Origin of the sequence: Candidatus Vicinibacter proximus (genome assembly GCA_016713905.1) — a bacterium.
Classification (GTDB): Bacteria; Bacteroidota; Bacteroidia; order Chitinophagales; family Saprospiraceae; genus Vicinibacter; species Vicinibacter proximus.
In genome coordinates, this window is the sequence record JADJOE010000003.1 from 635,150 (window position 1) to 654,881 (window position 19,732).

General features: G+C 39.6%; 15 protein-coding genes. 5 read left to right on the forward strand and 10 right to left on the reverse strand.

What is annotated here, in order from left to right:
- Positions 1-16: 16 nt before the first annotated feature.
- From IPJ83_10990 to dapB, 6 genes are all read right to left on the reverse strand, one after another.
- The gene (locus IPJ83_10990) at positions 17-1,693 is read right to left on the reverse strand and encodes a DUF1800 domain-containing protein (GenBank protein ID MBK7881068.1); all 1,677 of its coding nucleotides are present in this window, start codon (positions 1,691-1,693) and stop codon (positions 17-19) included.
- Between the two features lie 128 nt (positions 1,694-1,821).
- Positions 1,822-2,376 (reverse strand): hypothetical protein, encoded by a 555-nt coding sequence (locus tag IPJ83_10995; GenBank protein ID MBK7881069.1) that lies wholly within the window; start codon positions 2,374-2,376, stop codon positions 1,822-1,824.
- A gap of 4 nt (positions 2,377-2,380) precedes the next feature.
- Positions 2,381-3,571, reverse strand: a complete 1,191-nt coding sequence (gene kbl, locus IPJ83_11000; GenBank protein MBK7881070.1) for a glycine C-acetyltransferase — start codon at positions 3,569-3,571, stop codon at positions 2,381-2,383.
- Between the two features lie 159 nt (positions 3,572-3,730).
- Positions 3,731-7,699 carry a PKD domain-containing protein gene (locus IPJ83_11005; protein MBK7881071.1) on the reverse strand — a complete coding sequence of 1,323 codons (3,969 nt, stop codon included), beginning with the start codon at positions 7,697-7,699 and terminating at the stop codon, positions 3,731-3,733.
- Between the two features lie 44 nt (positions 7,700-7,743).
- Positions 7,744-9,684 (reverse strand): DNA primase, encoded by a 1,941-nt coding sequence (locus IPJ83_11010; GenBank protein ID MBK7881072.1) that lies wholly within the window; start codon positions 9,682-9,684, stop codon positions 7,744-7,746.
- Between the two features lie 30 nt (positions 9,685-9,714).
- A complete protein-coding gene (gene dapB, locus IPJ83_11015; GenBank protein ID MBK7881073.1) occupies positions 9,715-10,431 on the reverse strand; it encodes a 4-hydroxy-tetrahydrodipicolinate reductase in 717 nt (238 codons plus the stop codon).
- Positions 10,432-10,564: 133 nt separating this feature from the next.
- Here dapB and IPJ83_11020 point away from each other — a divergent pair, with 133 nt between their 5' ends.
- A complete protein-coding gene (locus tag IPJ83_11020; GenBank protein ID MBK7881074.1) occupies positions 10,565-11,416 on the forward strand; it encodes an acetyl-CoA carboxylase carboxyltransferase subunit beta in 852 nt (283 codons plus the stop codon).
- Between the two features lie 110 nt (positions 11,417-11,526).
- Here IPJ83_11020 and IPJ83_11025 read toward each other — a convergent pair whose 3' ends face one another.
- Positions 11,527-12,117, reverse strand: coding sequence for a DUF1572 family protein (locus IPJ83_11025; GenBank protein MBK7881075.1), 591 nt, complete (start codon positions 12,115-12,117; stop codon positions 11,527-11,529).
- Positions 12,118-12,233: 116 nt separating this feature from the next.
- Here IPJ83_11025 and IPJ83_11030 point away from each other — a divergent pair, with 116 nt between their 5' ends.
- Genes IPJ83_11030 through bshB1 form a run of 3 tightly spaced genes read left to right on the forward strand, consistent with a single transcriptional unit; the run spans position 12,234 to position 15,458 of the window.
- Positions 12,234-13,667 (forward strand): T9SS type A sorting domain-containing protein, encoded by a 1,434-nt coding sequence (locus IPJ83_11030; protein ID MBK7881076.1) that lies wholly within the window; start codon positions 12,234-12,236, stop codon positions 13,665-13,667.
- Positions 13,668-13,674: 7 nt separating this feature from the next.
- Positions 13,675-14,730, forward strand: a complete 1,056-nt coding sequence (locus IPJ83_11035; protein MBK7881077.1) for a ketoacyl-ACP synthase III — start codon at positions 13,675-13,677, stop codon at positions 14,728-14,730.
- Complete coding sequence (gene bshB1, locus IPJ83_11040; GenBank protein ID MBK7881078.1) at positions 14,730-15,458, forward strand: bacillithiol biosynthesis deacetylase BshB1; 729 nt, start codon at positions 14,730-14,732, stop codon at positions 15,456-15,458. The genes IPJ83_11035 and bshB1 overlap by 1 nt, the downstream gene beginning before the upstream one ends.
- 9 nt (positions 15,459-15,467) lie before the next feature.
- On the opposite strand, the gene IPJ83_11045 is transcribed toward bshB1, so the two are convergent.
- Positions 15,468-16,301 (reverse strand): hypothetical protein, encoded by an 834-nt coding sequence (locus IPJ83_11045; protein MBK7881079.1) that lies wholly within the window; start codon positions 16,299-16,301, stop codon positions 15,468-15,470.
- A gap of 203 nt (positions 16,302-16,504) precedes the next feature.
- On the opposite strand from IPJ83_11045, the gene IPJ83_11050 reads away from it, so the two are divergent.
- On the forward strand, positions 16,505-18,049 hold the full coding sequence (locus IPJ83_11050; protein MBK7881080.1) for a DUF853 family protein: 1,545 nt from the start codon (positions 16,505-16,507) through the stop codon (positions 18,047-18,049).
- Between the two features lie 412 nt (positions 18,050-18,461).
- Here the strand turns inward: IPJ83_11050 and IPJ83_11055 are convergent, their stop codons facing one another.
- Positions 18,462-18,959, reverse strand: coding sequence for a hypothetical protein (locus IPJ83_11055; GenBank protein ID MBK7881081.1), 498 nt, complete (start codon positions 18,957-18,959; stop codon positions 18,462-18,464).
- 69 nt (positions 18,960-19,028) lie between these two features.
- Entirely contained in the window at positions 19,029-19,697 is a 669-nt protein-coding gene (gene ung / locus IPJ83_11060) for a uracil-DNA glycosylase (protein MBK7881082.1), read from the reverse strand.
- Positions 19,698-19,732: the final 35 nt, after the last annotated feature.

Here is a 19,732-nt window from a genome sequence, read left to right on the forward strand (position 1 = left end):
TGAAGAATTTGTGGGTTTAACTTAAAAAATATTCCGGCATTGACAAAAGAGTAGTAAACAAAGGTTTTAACCTTGAGTCTACTGCAGTTCTTGCTTGTGCGTTATTTGGATTTGCTTTGTAATTGTTCCACATGGTTGCCCATTGGGCTTCGGTAAGGTTTCCTAAAAGAGCTTTTTTAAGGAAGTCAATCTGGTTTTGGTAAATATTCTGAGGGAGCAAGTGAGCTACAATTTCACTAAGCAGCATGCTGATATTGGCTGGATCGGTAAAAGAGGTAACGTATTCTACAAGATCTAAACCAAAAGTAGTGGTGCCGGCACCTCCCCGAATGCGCATTTGTTTATTTACAGCCTGGCCGGTGAATCCCACACGAAGTGGATATGTCACAGAGTTTATCCAGATTTCATGGTATCCCGGTTCCTGATAATAAGGAGACCAACCCGCCACACTTGGGATATCAAAATATACTTGCTGTAAACCCATATTATTTCTGTAGATGGAAACAAACAATGAATAATTGATTTCCAAATCAGCAGATGGTTTGAATTTCATTGCCTTGAGCGTATTGAAAATAAACTCGTAAGGAGGGCGAATCATACAACCCAAGGCTTCTATAGAATAAAAATGTTCGCTGCCAAGAAGAGCTTTCAATACAGGTTTTATTTCAAAATTATTAGCGATCAATAAATTTGCCATCTCGTCAATAATCTGACTTTCAATCGTTTGATCTACTTTATAATAAACAAAATAATTATAGAGTTTGCGACAAATGAATGTAGCAGCTTCTCTTTTCTGGAATATCAAATTAATAACTGTTTTGTATTCGTTTTCTTCGCCATTGGTAATTTGTTGGTTGTTAAATCTGGCAGAGAGTTGCTTGGTGGATTTATCATGCAAACGGGTATCAAATCTGGCGTATGGATAAAAAGATTCATTCCTGCGGTCAGCGGCTATTGTCCATCCTGTAAGTGCTTTGGCGACAGCCAAAACATCCTGTTCAGTAAATGTAGTATAGTCACCGGGACCTGCAAGTGCTCCTTTTCCCAAGGTAAATAACTCCATTACCTCTCTGGCAAAATTCTCATTGGGCGCCAAATTTGTATTTTGATTTCCATTGAGATAAATCAGCATGGATTTATCGATGGTGATCTTTTCAGTAAGGGATTTAAAGTTTCCCATACAATTGGATCGCAAAGTGGTGATATAATCATAATTGTAGCGAGGGTCAAAAATCTCTGACACCACAAAATGATTATGCCAGAATAAAGTCATTTTTTCAGTCAAAGAAACGCCCTCATTAAACATCAATTGCATGAGCCATGAATAAAGAGAATTTTCTTTCAACTGGACCAGTCCCTGAACCTGAGGATTAAGTTTGCCTGTTACCCAAGTCTGTCCTTTTGGAATATCAGGGTCGGCAATTTGGTCCGTGTACAAAACAGGTGGACTTGGCAAAGCCTGGTCTTTGGCCAATTTATCCAAGGTCTTCTGCAATCCGTCCGATACCGCTTCTTTAATTTGTTCATGAGTAGGTCCAAACATTGCCCTTCGCAATAGATGAGCAGCGGTGGCATAATCCCATATCCCTTGATATGGTGTTAGCCCACCGTTTACCGGAAGTGCTGTGGTTGGGCGCATAGGCTCCACTTCAGCAGTACTGGTAAGTATTGAAAAAAGTTTCCTTCTATCCATAATATATGGTTTTTATTGGTTAGGAATAAATCGAATTGTTTCTTTGACTTGAATTCTTAAGTTTTGTTTAAAGAAATCTTAAGGATTCACTAATATATTTGGGAAGTCAGGAACGGGCTGTTTTGTACTCAATTGGATGAAGAAATATTTCGCTTGATTGCTGAATATATTGCAAATAATAAAATGCCCAACAAAATCAACAGGGATCCCCATTTCAAAATTTTAAAAATTTCCACAAAATGGGCGGTAATTATCCCTTCGGCTGGATACAGATTGAGCAGCCTAATGATAAAGGCATTTTCCAAAAAATCAAATATTAGGGTTGCTATGGGAAATATATTCCATTTTCTGAAGCGAAAGGATTTATAGTTTTTAAGAAGCAAACTCAACAAAACAATAAAAAAACAGGCGTAGGTCAGTGGATATAAAATATCCAAAGTCATTTCGACATTGTGGTAGTATATGCGTGCTTCATCACCATAATCTTTGACCATTTGGAGGGTCCTCGTCGGGAAATAGCCTATTGTAAGGTCTATTGGGCCAATTTCCTTTTTAGCCAAAGTGTTGATTTGCTTTTCTGCTTCAGGTAAGTAATGTACAACAAAAATGATGTATAATCCCAAAAGCAATAAGAGGAGATAAAAATTGGAAATTTTATAAAAAAAATCTGATAAACTTCTCATAGATTTATTGAATAACAGCCAATTCCTTTCCGACTTTGATAAATGCTTGAACACATCTTTCTATATGATTTTGTTCATGACCTGCTGAAATTTGTACTCTGATTCTTGCTTTTCCCTGAGGAACAACCGGATAGAAGAATCCAACCACATAAATTCCTTCTTCCAACATCCTTGCCGCAAATTTTTGCGCTAAAGGAGCATCGTAGAGCATTACAGGAACAATAGCATGTTCTCCAGGAAGTATATTAAATCCGGCCTGGGTCATGGCTTCTCTGAAAAATTTAGTATTCCGCTCCAACTTATCTCTAAGTTCAGTGGAGGAGGACAATAATTCAAGCACTTTGATGGATGCACCGGTGATGGCAGGAGCCAGTGTGTTGGAAAATAAATATGGCCGGGATCGCTGTCTAAGAATTTCTATAATCTCTTTTTTTGCTGCAGTAAATCCGCCCGAAGCACCGCCTAAGGCTTTTCCAAAAGTTCCTGTAATGATGTCAATTCTCCCCATTACATTGCGATATTCATGGGTGCCTCTTCCTGTCTTACCCATAAATCCGGAGGCATGGCATTCATCTATCATCACCATGGCTTTATACTGTTCTGCCAGATCACAGATTTTATCTAATTGTGCAATTGTGCCATCCATAGAAAAGACTCCATCCGTAACTACAAGGACTCTGCGGCAATCTTTGGCCAGTTCCAGTTGTACAGCAAGATCAGCCATATCATTGTGTTTGTAGCGGAATCTTTTGGCTTTTGCCAGTCTGATGCCATCAATGATGGATGCATGGTTTAGTTCATCGGAAATAATCGCATCTTCTTCACCAAGTAGGGGTTCAAATATCCCTCCGTTTGCATCAAATGCTGCCGCATAAAGTATTGCATCTTCCATCCCAAGGAAAGTGGAAATTTTTGATTCCAGCTCTTTGTGAATGTCTTGTGTCCCACAGATAAATCGGACCGAAGACATTCCAAAACCATGAGAGTCAATGTATTTTTTCGCCGCAGCCACTACTTCCGGATGCGAGGACAGACCAAGATAATTATTGGCACAAAAGTTCAACACCTCAGAACCAGTATTGGTGCGTATAACTGCACCTTGAGGCGTAGTAATAATCCGTTCAGTTTTATAAAGACCGGCATCTTTAATGTTTTGAATCTCTTTTTGAAGCTCTGTCAGAATATTTCCAAGCATAAATTTATTTTTCAGATGATTGAATTACGGTTTATGGCAGCTGTTGTGTACAGCTATATGCGCCAAAATTAAGATATTTTATGGTCAAACCAAGTATTGTGATTTTAGTCCAATTTTATAAATCTGAAACAACCAATAAATGGATTGGTGTTTGAATTTTTATTTTTCTTTGATCAGAATCGCATTTGAATTTTCGATTTTCATCAAATAAATACCTGCAGGAAAATTTGTTAAATCCAATTCTTTAATCCTGTTATTTTGCCAATTGGTGTTTAAGAGAATTTTACCTTCTGCATTGATCAGCAAAAGTCTTGCATCCGGTGAGTCTGCATGGTATTGCACACTGCAACTTGCACTTCCTGGATTTGGAAACAGTATAATTTCTTTTCCAGACTTTTGTTCATTTTGCGTGGAGGTTAAATCAATGGCGGGAATTTGAATGAGATATTGTCCATTGAAATTATTACCTCCAGGAAAAAATATTTTTGATCCCTCTTTCACTGCAGAGCTTGCCGGAACCTCTGTCGACCATACGCTTAAATGTTCGTTGGAAGCTTGTCTTTTGAGAAATTTAAAGGAAGCAGGATCATTCACTTCCTTGGAGCCAAAACGGGTAATTTCACTAAATCCTATACTGTCAAATTTACTGATAGAGATGGATCCCCAGGTTCGGATGATAAAATAATGATCTGCAAATTTTTCCGTTCCTGTCGAAGGCATAGAATCAGGTCTTTGAAACAAACGATAGGAGGCCACCTCATGCTGTCCAGAAGGCCTGTCCTGTAGAAAAATTTCTACGCCTGTTTGTTCGAATGTATTTTTTCCCTTGTCCAGATTCAGAATTTTTTCACTTAATCCGGTGGAGATGGGTGCAGTGGAAGTTTGTAATTTTCCATTTCCATTCAGGGCATGAGCGACGTTGACTTTATCATAAAATATTTGTTCGCCGGGTTCATTAAACTGGTAATAAGCAACTAAACCTGCTTCGGGTTTGGTCGAGATAAGATGCATGTTTAATCTAATTTCTTCTTCACTCAACGATCTGTTGAATAATTTTAGCTCATCCATCTGGCCATCAAAATCTCCGCATTGTCCTGGAACTCCCTGACCAATCGTCCAGGGGGTTTTACTGAGGTCGAATCCTGAGAAATCACCTTTTCGGGTCCAGCTCAAACCATCTCTGTAAAGCCTTACAGAATCGGGATAAACCACCATCGCGACGTGGATCCATTTTGTAGTATCCAGATTAAAGGCAGAGGTAAGTTGATAGGGTTGCCCTTTCCAGAAAAAAGTAAGATTTGTAGTCGGTCTGTAACCCTGGAAGGCGAAACCAAAACCAAATCCAATGTTGCTGTCCCAATTAGAAATAATCTGGGTAAAGCAATCCTGAGGTTTGTTGATTTTTATCCAGGCCATGCAGCTGAAACCTTTTGCATCTGCCATTGCAGGAATTGCGGAAATGCTGGCGTAATCATTTCTAAAAGAAAGATCAAGCATTTTACCGGGAATGGTGTCTCTTGCACAAGTACTGGTCTTGATTTCAACCATATCCATTACTGTCTTCGAGTGACTCCCTTTATTGTTTTTGACGGTTAATTTTACCGAATATTTTCCTGGTTTTCCAAAAACAACTTTAGTCGATTTACTTGTAGGGTCACTTACGTAAACAGCATTTGGAAACTCCCAAAGATATGCTGCTGCAGAATCGATTTTTAGCACGGAATAATCTTCAAAATAAAATGTGTCCCTGTCACAAAATGAAATTTGTTTGTCCACAGAAGGTTGGGCTACAGGTTGAGATTCCTCAAAGAAATCTATTTCCCAAATGCCCATGCTACTCCCGTTGATTAATTTTCCATCCCGGTAGAAAGGGCGTAGATTCCTGGTAAAATGATCTACACTTAAGCCCATTCCATGCTCTTCCCAATCTGTCATTTTTAGGTTACGATAAAATGTTCTACCGCCATCACAGGCAATATAAACGCCACCATCAGTACCGTTCTGAAAACAAATGTCACTTATTCTAAGATTACCGATTTTAGCAGTAGTTAAATTTAACCATGTCTTACCACCGTCTTTGGAAACGAAAACTTTGTTGCTGGAGCCACCGGTGCGTAGTGCCTGAAAAATTAATTGATCATCCTGATCGCTTAGGCAAATTGCTTTTACTCTGCGTTCTCCTCCGGAAGTTCCTGCCGGTGGAGGTAGTTCGGAGAAGCTAATTCCGCCATTTACAGATTTCCAAATTTTACCATCCGGAATACTGTTGCTTCGTTCTGTAAAATAAATAACCTCCGGATTACTCCTTGAAATTTCTATTGCCTCAACCCAGGAGTCTGCTCTTGGTACAGAGAAAACCGGAACAAAACTAACGGCATTATTTATACTTTTCCAAAGCGTGTTTTTTTGTCCAAGGTAAACAGTCTGGTAACACAATGGCGACCAAACCATGTCACTATGTTCCATCGGATAGTAGGATTCATTTGGATATTTTTCGCAGGGAAGTCCAAACCACTTCCAGTTGGTATCCAATTTTGCAGGCATGGAGTATGCGCCAATATCCGAAAAATAACAATCTCTGTTTTTTATGGGATTAATATAACCTGTGGGGGATTCCGCTCCACCCATCCGTATAAATTTACCTTCATAATTTTCGTGGTAAAAAGTATTTCCATTATGGTAACGGCCACCTACAAAAACATTTTCATGCCAACCTGCATCAAATCCCCAAAAATCACTTCCGTTTAATCCAAGATTTAGGGCTTTTGCATTTTTTACTTCCGTAAAAAAATCAGTAGAGTAGGTGAGCCCACCATCTGTTGCAATCCAACTTTCCGTACCGTTCGAAACGCTGGCTTGAAGATCCGGATGTAAAGCAAAACTTCCGCCATATCCACCAATAACTTTAAATGTTGTACCTCCGTCAGTAGATTTAAAAGTGGAACCTGTTCCGGTAATTAGTTCATCTGCTTTGGTTTGTGATGCCATCAGGGAAAGATCATAAAATCCTTGCCAATTATCCATTGGAAAACTTGGCGAATCATAGCCATCATAAGAACCTTTGGCAGTATTCACCCATGTCTCTCCTTCATCATTGCTACGCATTAAATATGGACCTTTATCGCTGGTCAAAACAATGGCATAAATTCTTTTTGGATCTGCAGCTGTCGTGGCCATGCGGGCTCCACCATCTTTTAGTGTATGCCAACCGGAATTTTTTAAAGTAAAGTTTGATCCATAATTCGTGGACTTGTAGGGATCATAAGAAGATTTAGTCCCATTATATCGAAGCGCATAGATGATATTGTTCTTACTTGGATGCGTTTTTATTTCACAGCTGGCTTCAGGAAAAATCTGCTTCCAGTCTTGACCTGAATTTTCGCTTCGATACAAACCTTTGCTGGTTGCAGCAAGAATGACATTTGGTCTGGAAGTGGGTATTTCTAAGTCGTAAACCCATAAATCTGCTACAGTTAAAACGGTTGTCCAATTTATACCTCCATCTGTAGATCTTCTGATCAGCCCCGAATTGCCAATATAAATTGTATCGGTACTTTGAGGGTGAACGGCTATGGCTTCTGAGCCCAACTGGTATTGGATGCCAATCTGCCGCCAGCTTATTCCTTTGTCCAGACTTCTGAAAAGTCCTCCAGTCTCCGTTGCACAAACCAAAAACTCTGGATGTGCTTTGCAAAGATCAATGGCATAAACGTTGGTCTGCCATGGACAGGTTTCCTGATTTTTCTCCAGCCAATATGTTTGCATGTTGTAGGGTTTCCAAGGTGTCAGGGAGGATCTGAATGATTGGTTTGCCACATGATTTCGGGCGTTTTCACGGTCAAGATTCTGACGGGATTCCATTTTTCCATCTGCTGACATGAACATTCTGTTAGTCATGATCAGCCTCTTGTAATATCTGGTGTAATTATTTTTTTCAAAAGGGTGGGTGTCATAAAATTTTTTGTAGGCTTCTTCCAAAGCAATAAAATTTATTGGCGTTGCGTACATCAACTTGGCCCACTCCGGCATTTTGTCAGTTATGTGGGGAATATTTAAATTTCCTTCCACTTGACAAAAAACATTTGTATTTATTAAAATAAATGCAAGAAAGAAGATCAGTTTTTTCATTTGATATTTATTAAAATTATTTGGAGTTATGGAAATGGTTTTTTCTATTTAAATCCTCCCCATACTTCTTCGTATAAATTGTTTTTTATTTTTTTTAATTCTTCCCTGGCTTTAACCAATTCTATTTGCTCCTCAAAGCTTGGTGCGGCTTTTATTTGTTGGTCAATATCCAAAATAACTTTGTGGAATTTACGGTATTTAATGTGTTTGATTATTTTTTCAACATCATCCGCAGAATATTCCATGTCACTTTGATTGCCGAGTAAATAAATACCATATTTGTCCGCCCAGTTGTTGCTGTAGACGTAAGGCGAACTGGTTAGCTCGATAGCCATGTGACTGATGTTTTTATCCGGGTGATGCAGAAAATAATTTAAATTGACAGCTTCCCCTTGTTTTAATAGAGACTCCACTTGTTGTAAGACTTCTGCATACAATTTATTGTCGAAATAGTCTATGACATCATTGAGATTGCCTACTAAAAATTGAGCAGTGGTAATGTTTTCCTGTCTCCACTTCTTGTCTCCTTCCAGCATTAATATTTTAAGAATTTCTCTTTCTTGAAATTCATCTCCCTTATGTAAGTAAGGTTCGTTTTGTTTTTTAAAACTAATGATTTCTTCCTGCTCTTTGATGATTTGTTCATCGTGGTCAAGTGCTTTTCTTTGTGCAGAAAAAGATTTGTTTTTAATGTCTTCCTTGATGAGTTTATTGGCGCTGCTGATCAAAGTGGATTCATCAATATTTAAAAAGTGTGCTGCGTTTTGTAAATAAACTGATCTCTTAACAGGGTCATCTATTTTTGCAATGGTACCGACAATGTCGTTTATCACATTTGCGCGTTGAATAGGATCATTTTGGGTTTCCTTCTTGAGGAGGTTGATTTTAAAAAGTATAAAATCCTTGACTTCTTCCTGTAAAAATTTTTGAAATCCCTCATAACCTACTTTCCGGATAAAACTATCAGGATCATCTCTGTCCGGAATCAAGCCAATATAGACATTGAGCCCTTCTTTGAGAATCATGTCTATTCCCCTCATCGCAGCTTTGATGCCTGCATCATCTCCATCATAAAGGATGATGACGTTTTCACAATGTCTTTTGATGAGTTGTACCTGATCTTCGGTTAATGAAGTTCCAGAAGAGGCCACAACATTTTCTATTCCGGACTGAACCAGTGACATCACATCCGTATAGCCTTCCACCAGAATACACGAACCTAATTTTCGAATGGCCGTTTTAGCCAGATGCAATCCATAAAGTGTTTTGCTTTTTTTGTAAACTTCAGTCTCCGGAGAGTTTATATATTTTGCAACTTTAGCCTCTTTGTCCAGAACCCGACCTGCAAATCCTATCACTTTTCCACCCTGGTTGTGAATAGGAAAAATGATTCGGTTTCGAAAAAAATCGTTCCCGGTAGAGGATGTTAATCCAAGTTTTTTGAGGAGGTCAACAGAATAACCTTTTTTTATAGATTCCGTGGTAAAGGCCTGATATTCATCCTGAGCAAATCCGATGTCAAATTTTCTTAAGGTGGTTTCCAAAAAGCCCCTTTCTTTAAAATATCCCAGGCCGATGCTTCTACCCAGATCCGATTCCCACAATTGGGCAGAATAATATTCTAGTGCCCATTGGTTCACAATGTTCAGACTTTGGACTTCCAGCGCTTCATCAATGCTTTCCTGAGTTTGTGCTGTTTCTTCCAGTTCTATCCTGTATTTTTTTGCGAGATGTCTGATGGCTTCAGGAAAAGTGTATTGTTCTATTTCCATGATGAAATCCACCGGACTTCCAGCTTTACCACACCCAAAACATTTGTAAATGTTTTTTGAAGGGGATACAGAAAAGGAAGGGGTTTTTTCTTTGTGAAATGGACATAAACCAGTGAGGTTGGAACCTCTTGTTTTCAGATCTACATAATCCCTGACAACCTCTTCTACCCGGGAGGTTTCAACTACTTTTTGTATGGAACTACGCGCAATCATCTAAGTCCTGGGATTAATAAAATGCCATGATTAAAATCCCAAAGCCTGAGACATGGTATAAAGTCCTTTTTTGCCTTTTAACCACTCTGCAGCAAAAACGGCACCTTTTGCAAAGCCTTCTCTGGTAAAGGCTTCGTGGCTGATTTCTAATTGGTCAATTGGACTTTTAAAGCGCACTTTGTGATAACCTACAACGGACTCTTCCCGCTTCGCCAAGACACTCAGTTGATCTGCGTTGGGCTCTTGGGGATCTAATATCCAGGATTTGTAAATTGGGTGTTTGTCCATGATATCATTAATGAGACTCACGGCAGTACCACTTGGTTTATCCTTTTTATGAATATGGTGAATCTCCTCAACCTGTATCTGGTATTCCGGTAGTCGGGACATAATTTTGGCCATCAGTCGGTTGACTTCAAATAAAACATTCACTCCAATACTGAAGTTTGATGCCCAAAGCATAGTTCCATCCGTTTCTTGAAGAATATGGATCAAATCATCCCATTGTGCAAGCCAGCCAGTAGTGCCGCTAACCACAGGAACCTGGTGTTCAAAGCAAGAAAGCAGGTTGTCAAAGGCAGATTCTGGGTCAGTAAATTCAATGGCAACATCAGACTGACTGAGAAAGTCTGCCAATTGGCTGGAATTGCTCCGCGTCACGATTCCACTCAATTCGTGCCCTCTTTCGACTAAAATAGGTTCAATTGCCTTGCCCATTTTACCATAACCTATCAAACATACTTTCATAAGAAATTGTTAATCAAGCGAATGTGTATTAAGATTGTTGCCCACAAAAATAGTTATATTAGATCATAAATAAAACATATAAATTTGCGCCAATCCTTATGAACATTATCATTCTTAACTAAATGATTGTGATATGGGATGGTTTACCCGCCTCAAAGAGGGGATTTCAACAGCGACAAAATCAAAAAAGGAAGCACCGGATGGACTTTGGTTCAAATGTCCGGACTGTAGTGCTACTTCAACCAACATGAAGTTGAAGGAGAATTTCTATAAATGCCCGTCCTGTAATTACCATACCAGGATCAGTTCAGATCAATATTTTGATATACTTTTTGATGGTAAATATGAAACGCTTTTCGATGATTTGCGATCTTATGATTTCCTTGAGTTTACTGACCTTCAGCCTTATGCCAAGAGATTGGACGAAGCCATGAAATCTTCCTCTAAGGATGATTCGATAACCGTAGCCATTGGCCGCATCAACAAAAAGCCATTGGTGGTAGCTGCAATGGACTTTAGTTTTATCGGCGGTTCTATGGGAAGTGTCATGGGAGAGAAAATCAGCAGGGCCATCGATGTAGCACTCGAAGACAGAGCAGCATTGATGGTCATTTCAAAGTCAGGCGGTGCCCGCATGATGGAATCTGCTTTTTCCCTGATGCAAATGGCCAAAACCTCAGCCAAATTAACCTTAATGGCTAAAAATGGCTTGCCATACTTTTCTTTTCTTACTGATCCCACAACAGGTGGGGTTACCGCTTCCTTTGCGATGTTGGGAGACATTAACTTTTCTGAGCCCAAGGCGCTTATTGGATTTGCAGGGCCAAGGGTAGTGAAGGAAACCATCAAGCGTGATTTGCCGGAAGGATTTCAGAGGTCTGAGTTTTTGTTCGACAATGGTTTTTTAGATTTTATTGTCGATAGACAGGATCTGAAAGAAACCCTTGGCAATCTCCTGGACATGTTTGATTTGGGGGAAGCGTAAACTCATCAATGAATAAAGACCAATTTTTAAATTGTGTACCACAATTTAATTCTGCAATTTATCGTCAGCAGAGTATTCCTATAAAATTTTCGACAATACCCATCGATTTTTTAGCCATTTTTTTCTTCAGCATCCTTGTTGGAAGTGGTAGAAGTGAAATGACGAACTCCTTTTTCTACTGAAAATTTATCTGTATTGAAAACGGCTGATTTATTGATGGGAATAGACAAACTTACCCATTCATTTGGTTTTAACATTTTTGCAATAAATACAATTTGTCCGACATGATATGAATAATGTGCCAATTGTCTGTTCAGCGCATCCATGATACTGTGTCCTTCATTTCGGATATAAATAATTTCTTGTAAATCTTCTTCGTAAATGGAATCCAATGCATGTTCAAAGCATATCCACCCAGCTTCCCATCTTTGCATAAGCTGATCCTTGTCCTGAATGATTGCCATAAATTCTTCATCCCTGTTTCGCCAGGTTTTTTCACCATCGGTCGTTTTGAAATCAGTCCACCTGGATATCATGTTGCCTGCCATATGCTGGACAATGATGGCGATGCTGTTTGATTCATCGGAAGGCCTGAGGAAGATTTGTTCCGGTTCCACCTGAGCAATGGATTTTTCGGCTAAAGACCTGTAATATTTAAACAGAGACTTAACGCCGTTGAGATAAGTTGTGTGGAGATTCATGCGGCTGCTTTTATTAATCAACATTATGGAATGACTTAAGTTTAGTGTGGAATTGGTTGAATTACCTAAAAAGGAATTACCTTGCAAGGATAAATTTTGCAAAATAAAAAAGCCTTATGATTACCCGTTTTTTACTTTTGATGATTGCCTTCACTTGCGTAGCTGACAGGGCATTTACCCAGCAATACACATTTAATTTTGAAGATTGGCAAAAGTATGACTTGTATGAAGAGCCGGCTGTTTATGAGACGGCTAATTTTCAATCCTATTTTTCCACATTTTCTCCAAATGTAACCAAAATAAAAGGCCCGGTTGGAAACGCTATCCGTCTGGAGAACAAAAGGGCCATGTTTGATACCACCATTATTCCGGGTTTGATTTATTTAGGGGATTTGGTAAATCTTCCCAATGGAGGATTTCCGTTTACAAAAGTTCCGGACAGTTTGGGAGGGCTGATTCGCTATAACATGGTGGCTAATGATACAGGATTTCTGGTTTTGATTTTTAAAAGAACGGGCATTCCGGTTTCTTTCAATGTTTTTCCTATAGTGGGTCAACAAAATCAATTTACCCGATTTTCACTGCCTCTGATTCCATCAGGAATTGCACCGGATACTGTATTTTTTCTTTTGGCCTCCGGCAATTTGGACAATCCCAAAGAAGGATCATTTATCGAATTGGAAGAACTTACTTTTCCAAATACTTTAAGCCAGATGCCAAATCATGATTTCGAAAAATGGGAGGACGTTTCTTTTGAAGAACCTGAACAATGGGCCAGCACAAATTTGATTTCTGCTTTGCTGAGACTGCCTCAAACCGTGGTAAAGAGTACCGATGCCAATGAAGGGAATTACAGTCTACAATTGGAACATAGGCAAATCAATAAATTGGGCATCAATCTTTCTGCTGGTTTTTGCACCATAGGGGAAACAGGTTCAGGCCAAGCCACCGCATTACCATTTAAAGCCACAAAACTTAAAGTTTCTTATTCCTACAAATATGAACCAAAAGGATTGGATACTGCATGGGTAGTGATCCGGGCTGTAAGATACAATCCTCAGATCGGAGGTAGAGAACTGGTGCATATTTATGCCGCACCACTGCTGTCTACCCGTTCCTACACCAGCATAGACCATACATCACCCGCGTTTATCAAAGAATCTGATTCCATTTATGTGGAAATTTACGCTGGAAATTTTTATCCCGGAATGCCGGCGGACAAAATAGGCAAACCAAAACCAGGAAGCAAATTATGGATAGATAATTTGGTGGTGCGGCCTACATCAGAAAATTCCATCGACAATACTCAAAACCAAATTACCATCAGCCCACAACCCGCTAAGGATTTTATGGAAATTAGGGTGGAAGAACCAATTTTGTCTTACAGAATTTTGGATGCCAGCGGCAAATCCATTGAATTTGTAGGCACTTACTCCTCGTTTGATTCTACAAACAGAATAAATATTTCCCACCTGGATCCGGGGAGTTATTTTATTCAATGGAAAACAAACTCAGGATATCAAGTAAAATCGTTTTTAGTAATTAAATAGACACACCATGTTTCATACAAAAATTGCAGGTCTTGGATATTATGTACCGGAAAGGATAGTGCCTAACTCTGAGTTAGAAAACTTAATGGATACTACCGATGCGTGGATTCAGGAGCGTACAGGAATTCAGGAAAGAAGGTATGGAAAGTTACATCAGGAAACTACCACAACCATGGGCGCGCGAGCAGCTGAAATTGCCATAGAAAGAGCTGGGATTCAAAAAGAGGATATAGATTTTATCATTTTCGCCACACTAAGTCCCGATTATTTTTTTCCGGGATGTGGGGTGTTGTTACAACGCGAAATGAAGATTACTGCACAAGAGATGCCGGCTTTGGATGTGCGCAATCAATGTTCAGGATTTATATACGGTCTGTCTATTGCAGATCAGTTTATTAAAACCGGCAAGTATAAAAATATTTTATTGGTAGGTTCAGAAATGCAATCCATGGGATTGGATTATTCGACCCGTGGGCGGAATGTTTCAGTCATCTTTGGGGATGGTGCCGGAGCAGTTGTACTCCAACCCAGTTTAGAGGAAAATTCAGGGATCTTGTCTACCCATCTGCATGCGGACGGTACTCATGCAGAAGAATTGGCTTTTATAAATCCCGGTTGTCATGGTGGATATCATTTGGGTTTGGAGAGATTCGGTTATACGGATCAGGAGTACGGAGGAATATTTCTAACCGAAAAAATGTGGCAGGAGCAGGACATATTTCCGAATATGAATGGACAGTTGGTTTTTAAAACAGCCGTCACCAAATTTCCGGAAGTAATTCACGAAGCCTTGAAAGCAAACGACTTGAAAAGCTCGGATATCAGTTTGCTCATTCCACATCAGGCCAATCTGAGAATAAGCCAGTTTGTGCAACGGCAATTGGGTCTTAAGGATGAGCAGGTTTGGAATAACATCCAGCGTTATGGGAACACCACAGCAGCCTCTGTACCCATTGCATTGACAGAAGCATGGGAAGCAGGGAAAGTGAATAAAGGAGATCTGGTTTGTTTGGCTGCGTTTGGGAGTGGTTTTACCTGGGGGTCTGCTTTAATCAGATGGTAATGGACAAAATTAAAAAGATAGATATCCTGGCAATAGGGGTGCATCCGGACGATGTGGAGTTGTCTTGTGCCGGTACACTTGCCTTGCAAAAATCTTTGGGTTATACTTTTGGGATCTTAGATTTAACGGAAGGTGAATTGGGAACCCGAGGAAGTGCAGAACAAAGAAAAAAAGAAGCCTTTCGTGCAGCTGAAATTCTTGGTGCTGAGTTTCGTCATATTCTTAACATTGGGGATGGATTTTTTCGGTATGAGGAAAACAATTTAAAAGATATCATCAGAGTCATCCGAGCCTGTAGGCCAAAGATTGTTTTTGCAAATGCATTGTCGGATCGACATCCGGATCACGGACGTGCGGCGAAGCTTGTTTCGGATGCATGTTTTTTATCCGGCTTGCGTAAAATTTATACGGAATATAAGAGCGTGACCCAGGAAAATTGGCGTCCGGAAGTAATTTATCATTACATACAGGATCATTACTTAAAGCCAGATTTGGTGGTGGATATTTCTAATTTTTTGGATAAAAAAATGGAATCCATCATGGCATTTGAATCCCAATTTTATAAAGAAGGATCCACGGAACCAGAATCACCAATCAGTGGAAAGGATTTTCTAGAATTTATCAAATCAAAATCCAGAGTTGTAGGCAGATCTTCGGGTGTAGAATATGGGGAAGGATTTAATACCGCAAGACCTATAGGCGTGCATAATATTTTTGATTTGAGTTAATGCTTACTTTTAGTTTGGATTGGTAAAAATTAAATAATTTAAACCAAAACCAATAGCCGTACCTATGAGTGGATATTGTTCCATGCTTGCATCCAAAAATAAGTTTTCTTTATATTGAAATCCAAAGCCAAAACTGAATTTTCCATCCGTGTTGTATCCGCTTCTCAAAGCTATATTTTTGACCGGGATATATTCCATCCCAAGGTTTATAGAAACTGGTATCAAACTAGTTTTATGTGCCTCTAGCTGGATATTAAATTTTGAATTCAAAAGATAACCAATGCCTAATCTAATGACCGTAGGTAATGGTGTATTGTTTTTTATTTTCACAGGAATCGGGTAGATAACCAGTGCTGCTGCACTTAGCGTTTTGCTGAGTGCACTAAGTATGCTTAGTTCCGGAACAAAGGCATTTTCCGTTTTTGATTCTGGAAGATTTCGGATAAAATAATTCAAACCTAAAGCCATACTGCTTGATTTTCCAAGCTTTCGCCCATAACATAGACCCAGGATATGCTCATTTAATTCTTTTGATCCTTCAGCCTGCCACTTAAATCCAAAACCTTGTTGAGGTTTGAATTTGTACAATACAGAACCGGCAACAGAATACAATCCTGAAGTAAAAGTATAGGGCTTGGATTGGATGGAGACTAAAGAATGGACGATATCCGGAATGCCCGAGGGGTTGCTGGTGAAATTTATGGGATTAGAAATCGTCATAACGGTGTTCGACATCCCTGAAGCTCTGACATTCTGCATGTTTGCAAAAACTACTTGCTGTCCCTGCAATAACTTCGGGGCATATAAAAGTAGTAAAGACAATAGGGTAATTGTTCTGCTCATAATAGTGTTTGATGTGCAAGATAAAGTATTTTTTATTAGGTGAATTATAGAAAACAATATTTTTTATACGAAGCTTAGACAGGATTTACTTTTTTATACATAGACTAAACTAAATGGCGAATTAATCAAAGTAAAACATCCTGCAAAAAGCTTAAACCAAAATGAATGTTTATTGAATTACTTTTGTATTGAAAATCTAGTAGATGAAAGAAGAGTTTATTTCAGAAATAAAAGCCGCTTATCAATTTAAGGGAGATTCCATCGTCTTAGGCTGTGGGATGTTGGATGGGGAAGTCCTGCCGGAGGCACCAATTTCCATTCCTTTAAGAATGGTCAACAGACATGGTTTAATCGCCGGGGCCACCGGAACCGGAAAAACCAAATCTCTACAATTGATGGCAGAACAGCTTTCTGCTAAAGGCGTGCCCTCTGTTTTGCTCGACATCAAAGGCGACCTGAGTGGAATTGCATTAGAAGGAAGCATGAACAGCAAAATTTCAGAACGTCACACTGCACTTAATATACCTTGGGAACCACATGGTAATTTTGTGGAGCTGCTCTCCATCTCCAAACAACCGGGCGTAAAACTTCGGGCTACCGTCACCGAGTTTGGCCCCGTTCTGTTGTCCAAAATTCTTGGTCTTAATGATACACAGGAAGGGGTAGTTTCCATGATGTTCAAATTCTGCGACGACAGTGGTTTGCCTTTACTTGATCTGGAAGATTTTAAGAAAGTTTTGCAATTCGTTGCCAACGAAGGGGAGGAAGAAATTGAAAAGGAATTTGGTGCAGTGTCCACTGCTTCAGTAGGGACGATCATGAGGAAGATTATAGAATTGGAACAACAGGGTGCCAAAGACTTTTTTGGGGAACGTAGTTTTGAAGTGGACGACCTTTGCAGAATGAACAAGCAGGGTAGAGGAGTGATCAGTATATTAAGGGCAGCAGACATACAGGATAAACCTAAGTTCTTCAGCACGTTTATGTTGCAAATGCTTGCAGAGATCTATACCAAATTTCCGGAGGCCGGGGATCTTGAAAAGCCAAAGCTTGTATTTTTTCTGGACGAAGCGCATTTATTGTTTGAAGAAGCAACTCCTGCATTGGTGAATCAGTTGGAGACGATCATAAAACTGATCAGATCCAAAGGAATTGGATTATTTTTTATCACCCAAAATCCAATAGACATTCCGGATGAAGTTTTGGGTCAACTTGGATTAAAAATTCAACATGCACTCAGGGCTTTTACCGCAAAAGACCGAAAAGCCATTAAACTGGCTTCCGAGAACTATCCGGATACCAGATTCTATGAGGTCGAGAATTTGATCACCGAACTGGGAATCGGAGAAGCATTGGTTACTGCGCTCAATGAAAAGGGTATTCCCACACCATTGGCGCATACCATGATGCGCGCGCCGGAATCCAGAATGGATGTATTGACTGTAGAGGAAATGGAAAGCATCAGTTCTCGTTCTGAAATAGCGGATTATTACAATGAAATAATCAATAGAGAAAGCGCATCAGAAATGCTTACCAGAAAATTAGAAGAGGCGCAGCGGGAACTTGAGGAAGAAAAGCCTGTCTCAGGCTCAAGAAGGCTAGAAAAATCGACCCTTGAAAAGGTCATGGGCAGCACAGTAACCAGACAGGTGGGCCGAACTGTGGCAAGAGAACTAACCAGGGGATTACTCGGGATGCTAGGCATCAAAATCGGAAGTACCAGAACGAAGAAAACAGGTTGGTTTTAACCCATGTTACGCATTAGGGTTTCGTAATGAAAGGCCAAAGACCAAAAAAGTCAAGCCCTCTCATGAATGAACTATCTTCTTTTGACAAGCCATAGTGGATCCTATGGTGTAGGATGACTGACCGATTTCCGCAATGCGGAATGAAGCACGACAGTGCATCTAGGGAAGGAACCCTGCCTGACTGCGTCGGCAGGCAGGCGCGAAAGCGGTACGAGAAAGTGTTTGTCCTTGAAGATGACTGAACGGTTTTCGCAAAGCGAAATGGCTTGCGACAGCAAGACACGTGAAGGAACAGCTAAAGCTGAAATTCTTTGACTTGGAATGGAAATTCTAATGCATATAATGGGTTTTGCCCCCAAAAAAAAAGCTGTCTGAAAATCAGACAGCTTTTTTTTTAGATTTTTTCAAGTATTTATTTCAACACATATCTAACGGCTAATCCACCATAAGATCCACCGAAACCGGTCAAGAAATCTCCACCAAAACCTACTGAAGGAATCCAGTCAGCACTGATGTTCAAAGGAATGTCTTTGAATTTATAATCCAGACCAATATTGCCAAGGATACCAAAAGACAACTTTGAATAATCGTTGTTTGGGTAATAATCATTGTCATAGTTCCAGAAGAAAACGCTGGCTCCTCCTCCAACATACCAATTCAAACCATCTACACTCTTTATTGGCATATGGTGTTGATACAATGCAGAAACGGTGATCCAGCTGTAATAGCTGTAACCTCTGAATCCAAGTATTCCCTCAATAGCTCCTTTCTCACTGATGAAGGTTTTGTAAGAAAGACTTAAAGGATATCCCAATCTGGCACCAATGGCTGACTTGTAATCCTGAGCTTTAAGTGCGCATACGGAACCCAATACAAAGAAAACGAAAAGGGTTAAAAATTTGGCTTTCATAAAAATAATCGTTTAGTTAATTAATGAGCCAAAGATATACAATCTGAACAAATGCAATGTTTTTCTAATTTAAATTTTCCAATTGACCGGAATTTTCCCATGTTCCTTGAGGTATTGATTCGTTTTCGAGAAATGCTTTTGACCAAAAAAACCACCCCCAGCCAAAGGAGAAGGATGTGGGCTTTCCAAAATAAGGTGTTTCGTTTCATCGATGAGTATCTTTTTTGAACGCGCATAATTACCCCATAGGAGAAAGACCAGATAAGATTTTTGGCTGCTGAGTTTTTGGATGACCTGATCTGTAAATTGGTGCCAGCCTATGTTTTTGTGTGAATTGGCTTGGTCTTTTTCCACAGTAAGCGAGGCGTTCAACATCAGAACGCCCTGCCTTGCCCAGGGACTTAGATCTCCATGTTCCGGGATGGGGAATCCTAGGTCGCTTTGAATCTCTTTATAGATGTTCTTTAGGGATGGTGGAATTTTAATGCTTTTTGGAACAGAAAAACACAATCCCATTGCTTCTCCAATGCCATGGTATGGATCCTGACCAAGAATAACCACCCTTGTCTTGTCCCAAGGGGACAGATCAAATGCATTAAAGATCAAAGACCCCGGAGGGAAAATAACCTTGCCCCTTGATTTTTCCAGTTTAAGAAAATCAACAATTTTTATAAAATATTCTTTATCAAACTCTTCTTTAAGGACCTCCCCCCATCCGATTTCAATTTGCACCTTCATGGATTAATTATTGGCAATAATTTTGGATATGCAAT

Coding starts and splice junctions, on each gene's coding strand:
- IPJ83_10990 (MBK7881068.1), bottom strand. CDS start 1,693: ATGGATAGAAGGAAACTTTTTTCAATACTTACCAGTACTGCTGAAGTG.
- IPJ83_10995 (MBK7881069.1), bottom strand. CDS start 2,376: ATGAGAAGTTTATCAGATTTTTTTTATAAAATTTCCAATTTTTATCTC.
- kbl (MBK7881070.1), bottom strand. CDS start 3,571: ATGCTTGGAAATATTCTGACAGAGCTTCAAAAAGAGATTCAAAACATT.
- IPJ83_11005 (MBK7881071.1), bottom strand. CDS start 7,699: ATGAAAAAACTGATCTTCTTTCTTGCATTTATTTTAATAAATACAAAT.
- IPJ83_11010 (MBK7881072.1), bottom strand. CDS start 9,684: ATGATTGCGCGTAGTTCCATACAAAAAGTAGTTGAAACCTCCCGGGTA.
- dapB (MBK7881073.1), bottom strand. CDS start 10,431: ATGAAAGTATGTTTGATAGGTTATGGTAAAATGGGCAAGGCAATTGAA.
- IPJ83_11020 (MBK7881074.1), top strand. CDS start 10,565: ATGGGATGGTTTACCCGCCTCAAAGAGGGGATTTCAACAGCGACAAAA.
- IPJ83_11025 (MBK7881075.1), bottom strand. CDS start 12,117: ATGAATCTCCACACAACTTATCTCAACGGCGTTAAGTCTCTGTTTAAA.
- IPJ83_11030 (MBK7881076.1), top strand. CDS start 12,234: ATGATTACCCGTTTTTTACTTTTGATGATTGCCTTCACTTGCGTAGCT.
- IPJ83_11035 (MBK7881077.1), top strand. CDS start 13,675: ATGTTTCATACAAAAATTGCAGGTCTTGGATATTATGTACCGGAAAGG.
- bshB1 (MBK7881078.1), top strand. CDS start 14,730: ATGGACAAAATTAAAAAGATAGATATCCTGGCAATAGGGGTGCATCCG.
- IPJ83_11045 (MBK7881079.1), bottom strand. CDS start 16,301: ATGAGCAGAACAATTACCCTATTGTCTTTACTACTTTTATATGCCCCG.
- IPJ83_11050 (MBK7881080.1), top strand. CDS start 16,505: ATGAAAGAAGAGTTTATTTCAGAAATAAAAGCCGCTTATCAATTTAAG.
- IPJ83_11055 (MBK7881081.1), bottom strand. CDS start 18,959: ATGAAAGCCAAATTTTTAACCCTTTTCGTTTTCTTTGTATTGGGTTCC.
- ung (MBK7881082.1), bottom strand. CDS start 19,697: ATGAAGGTGCAAATTGAAATCGGATGGGGGGAGGTCCTTAAAGAAGAG.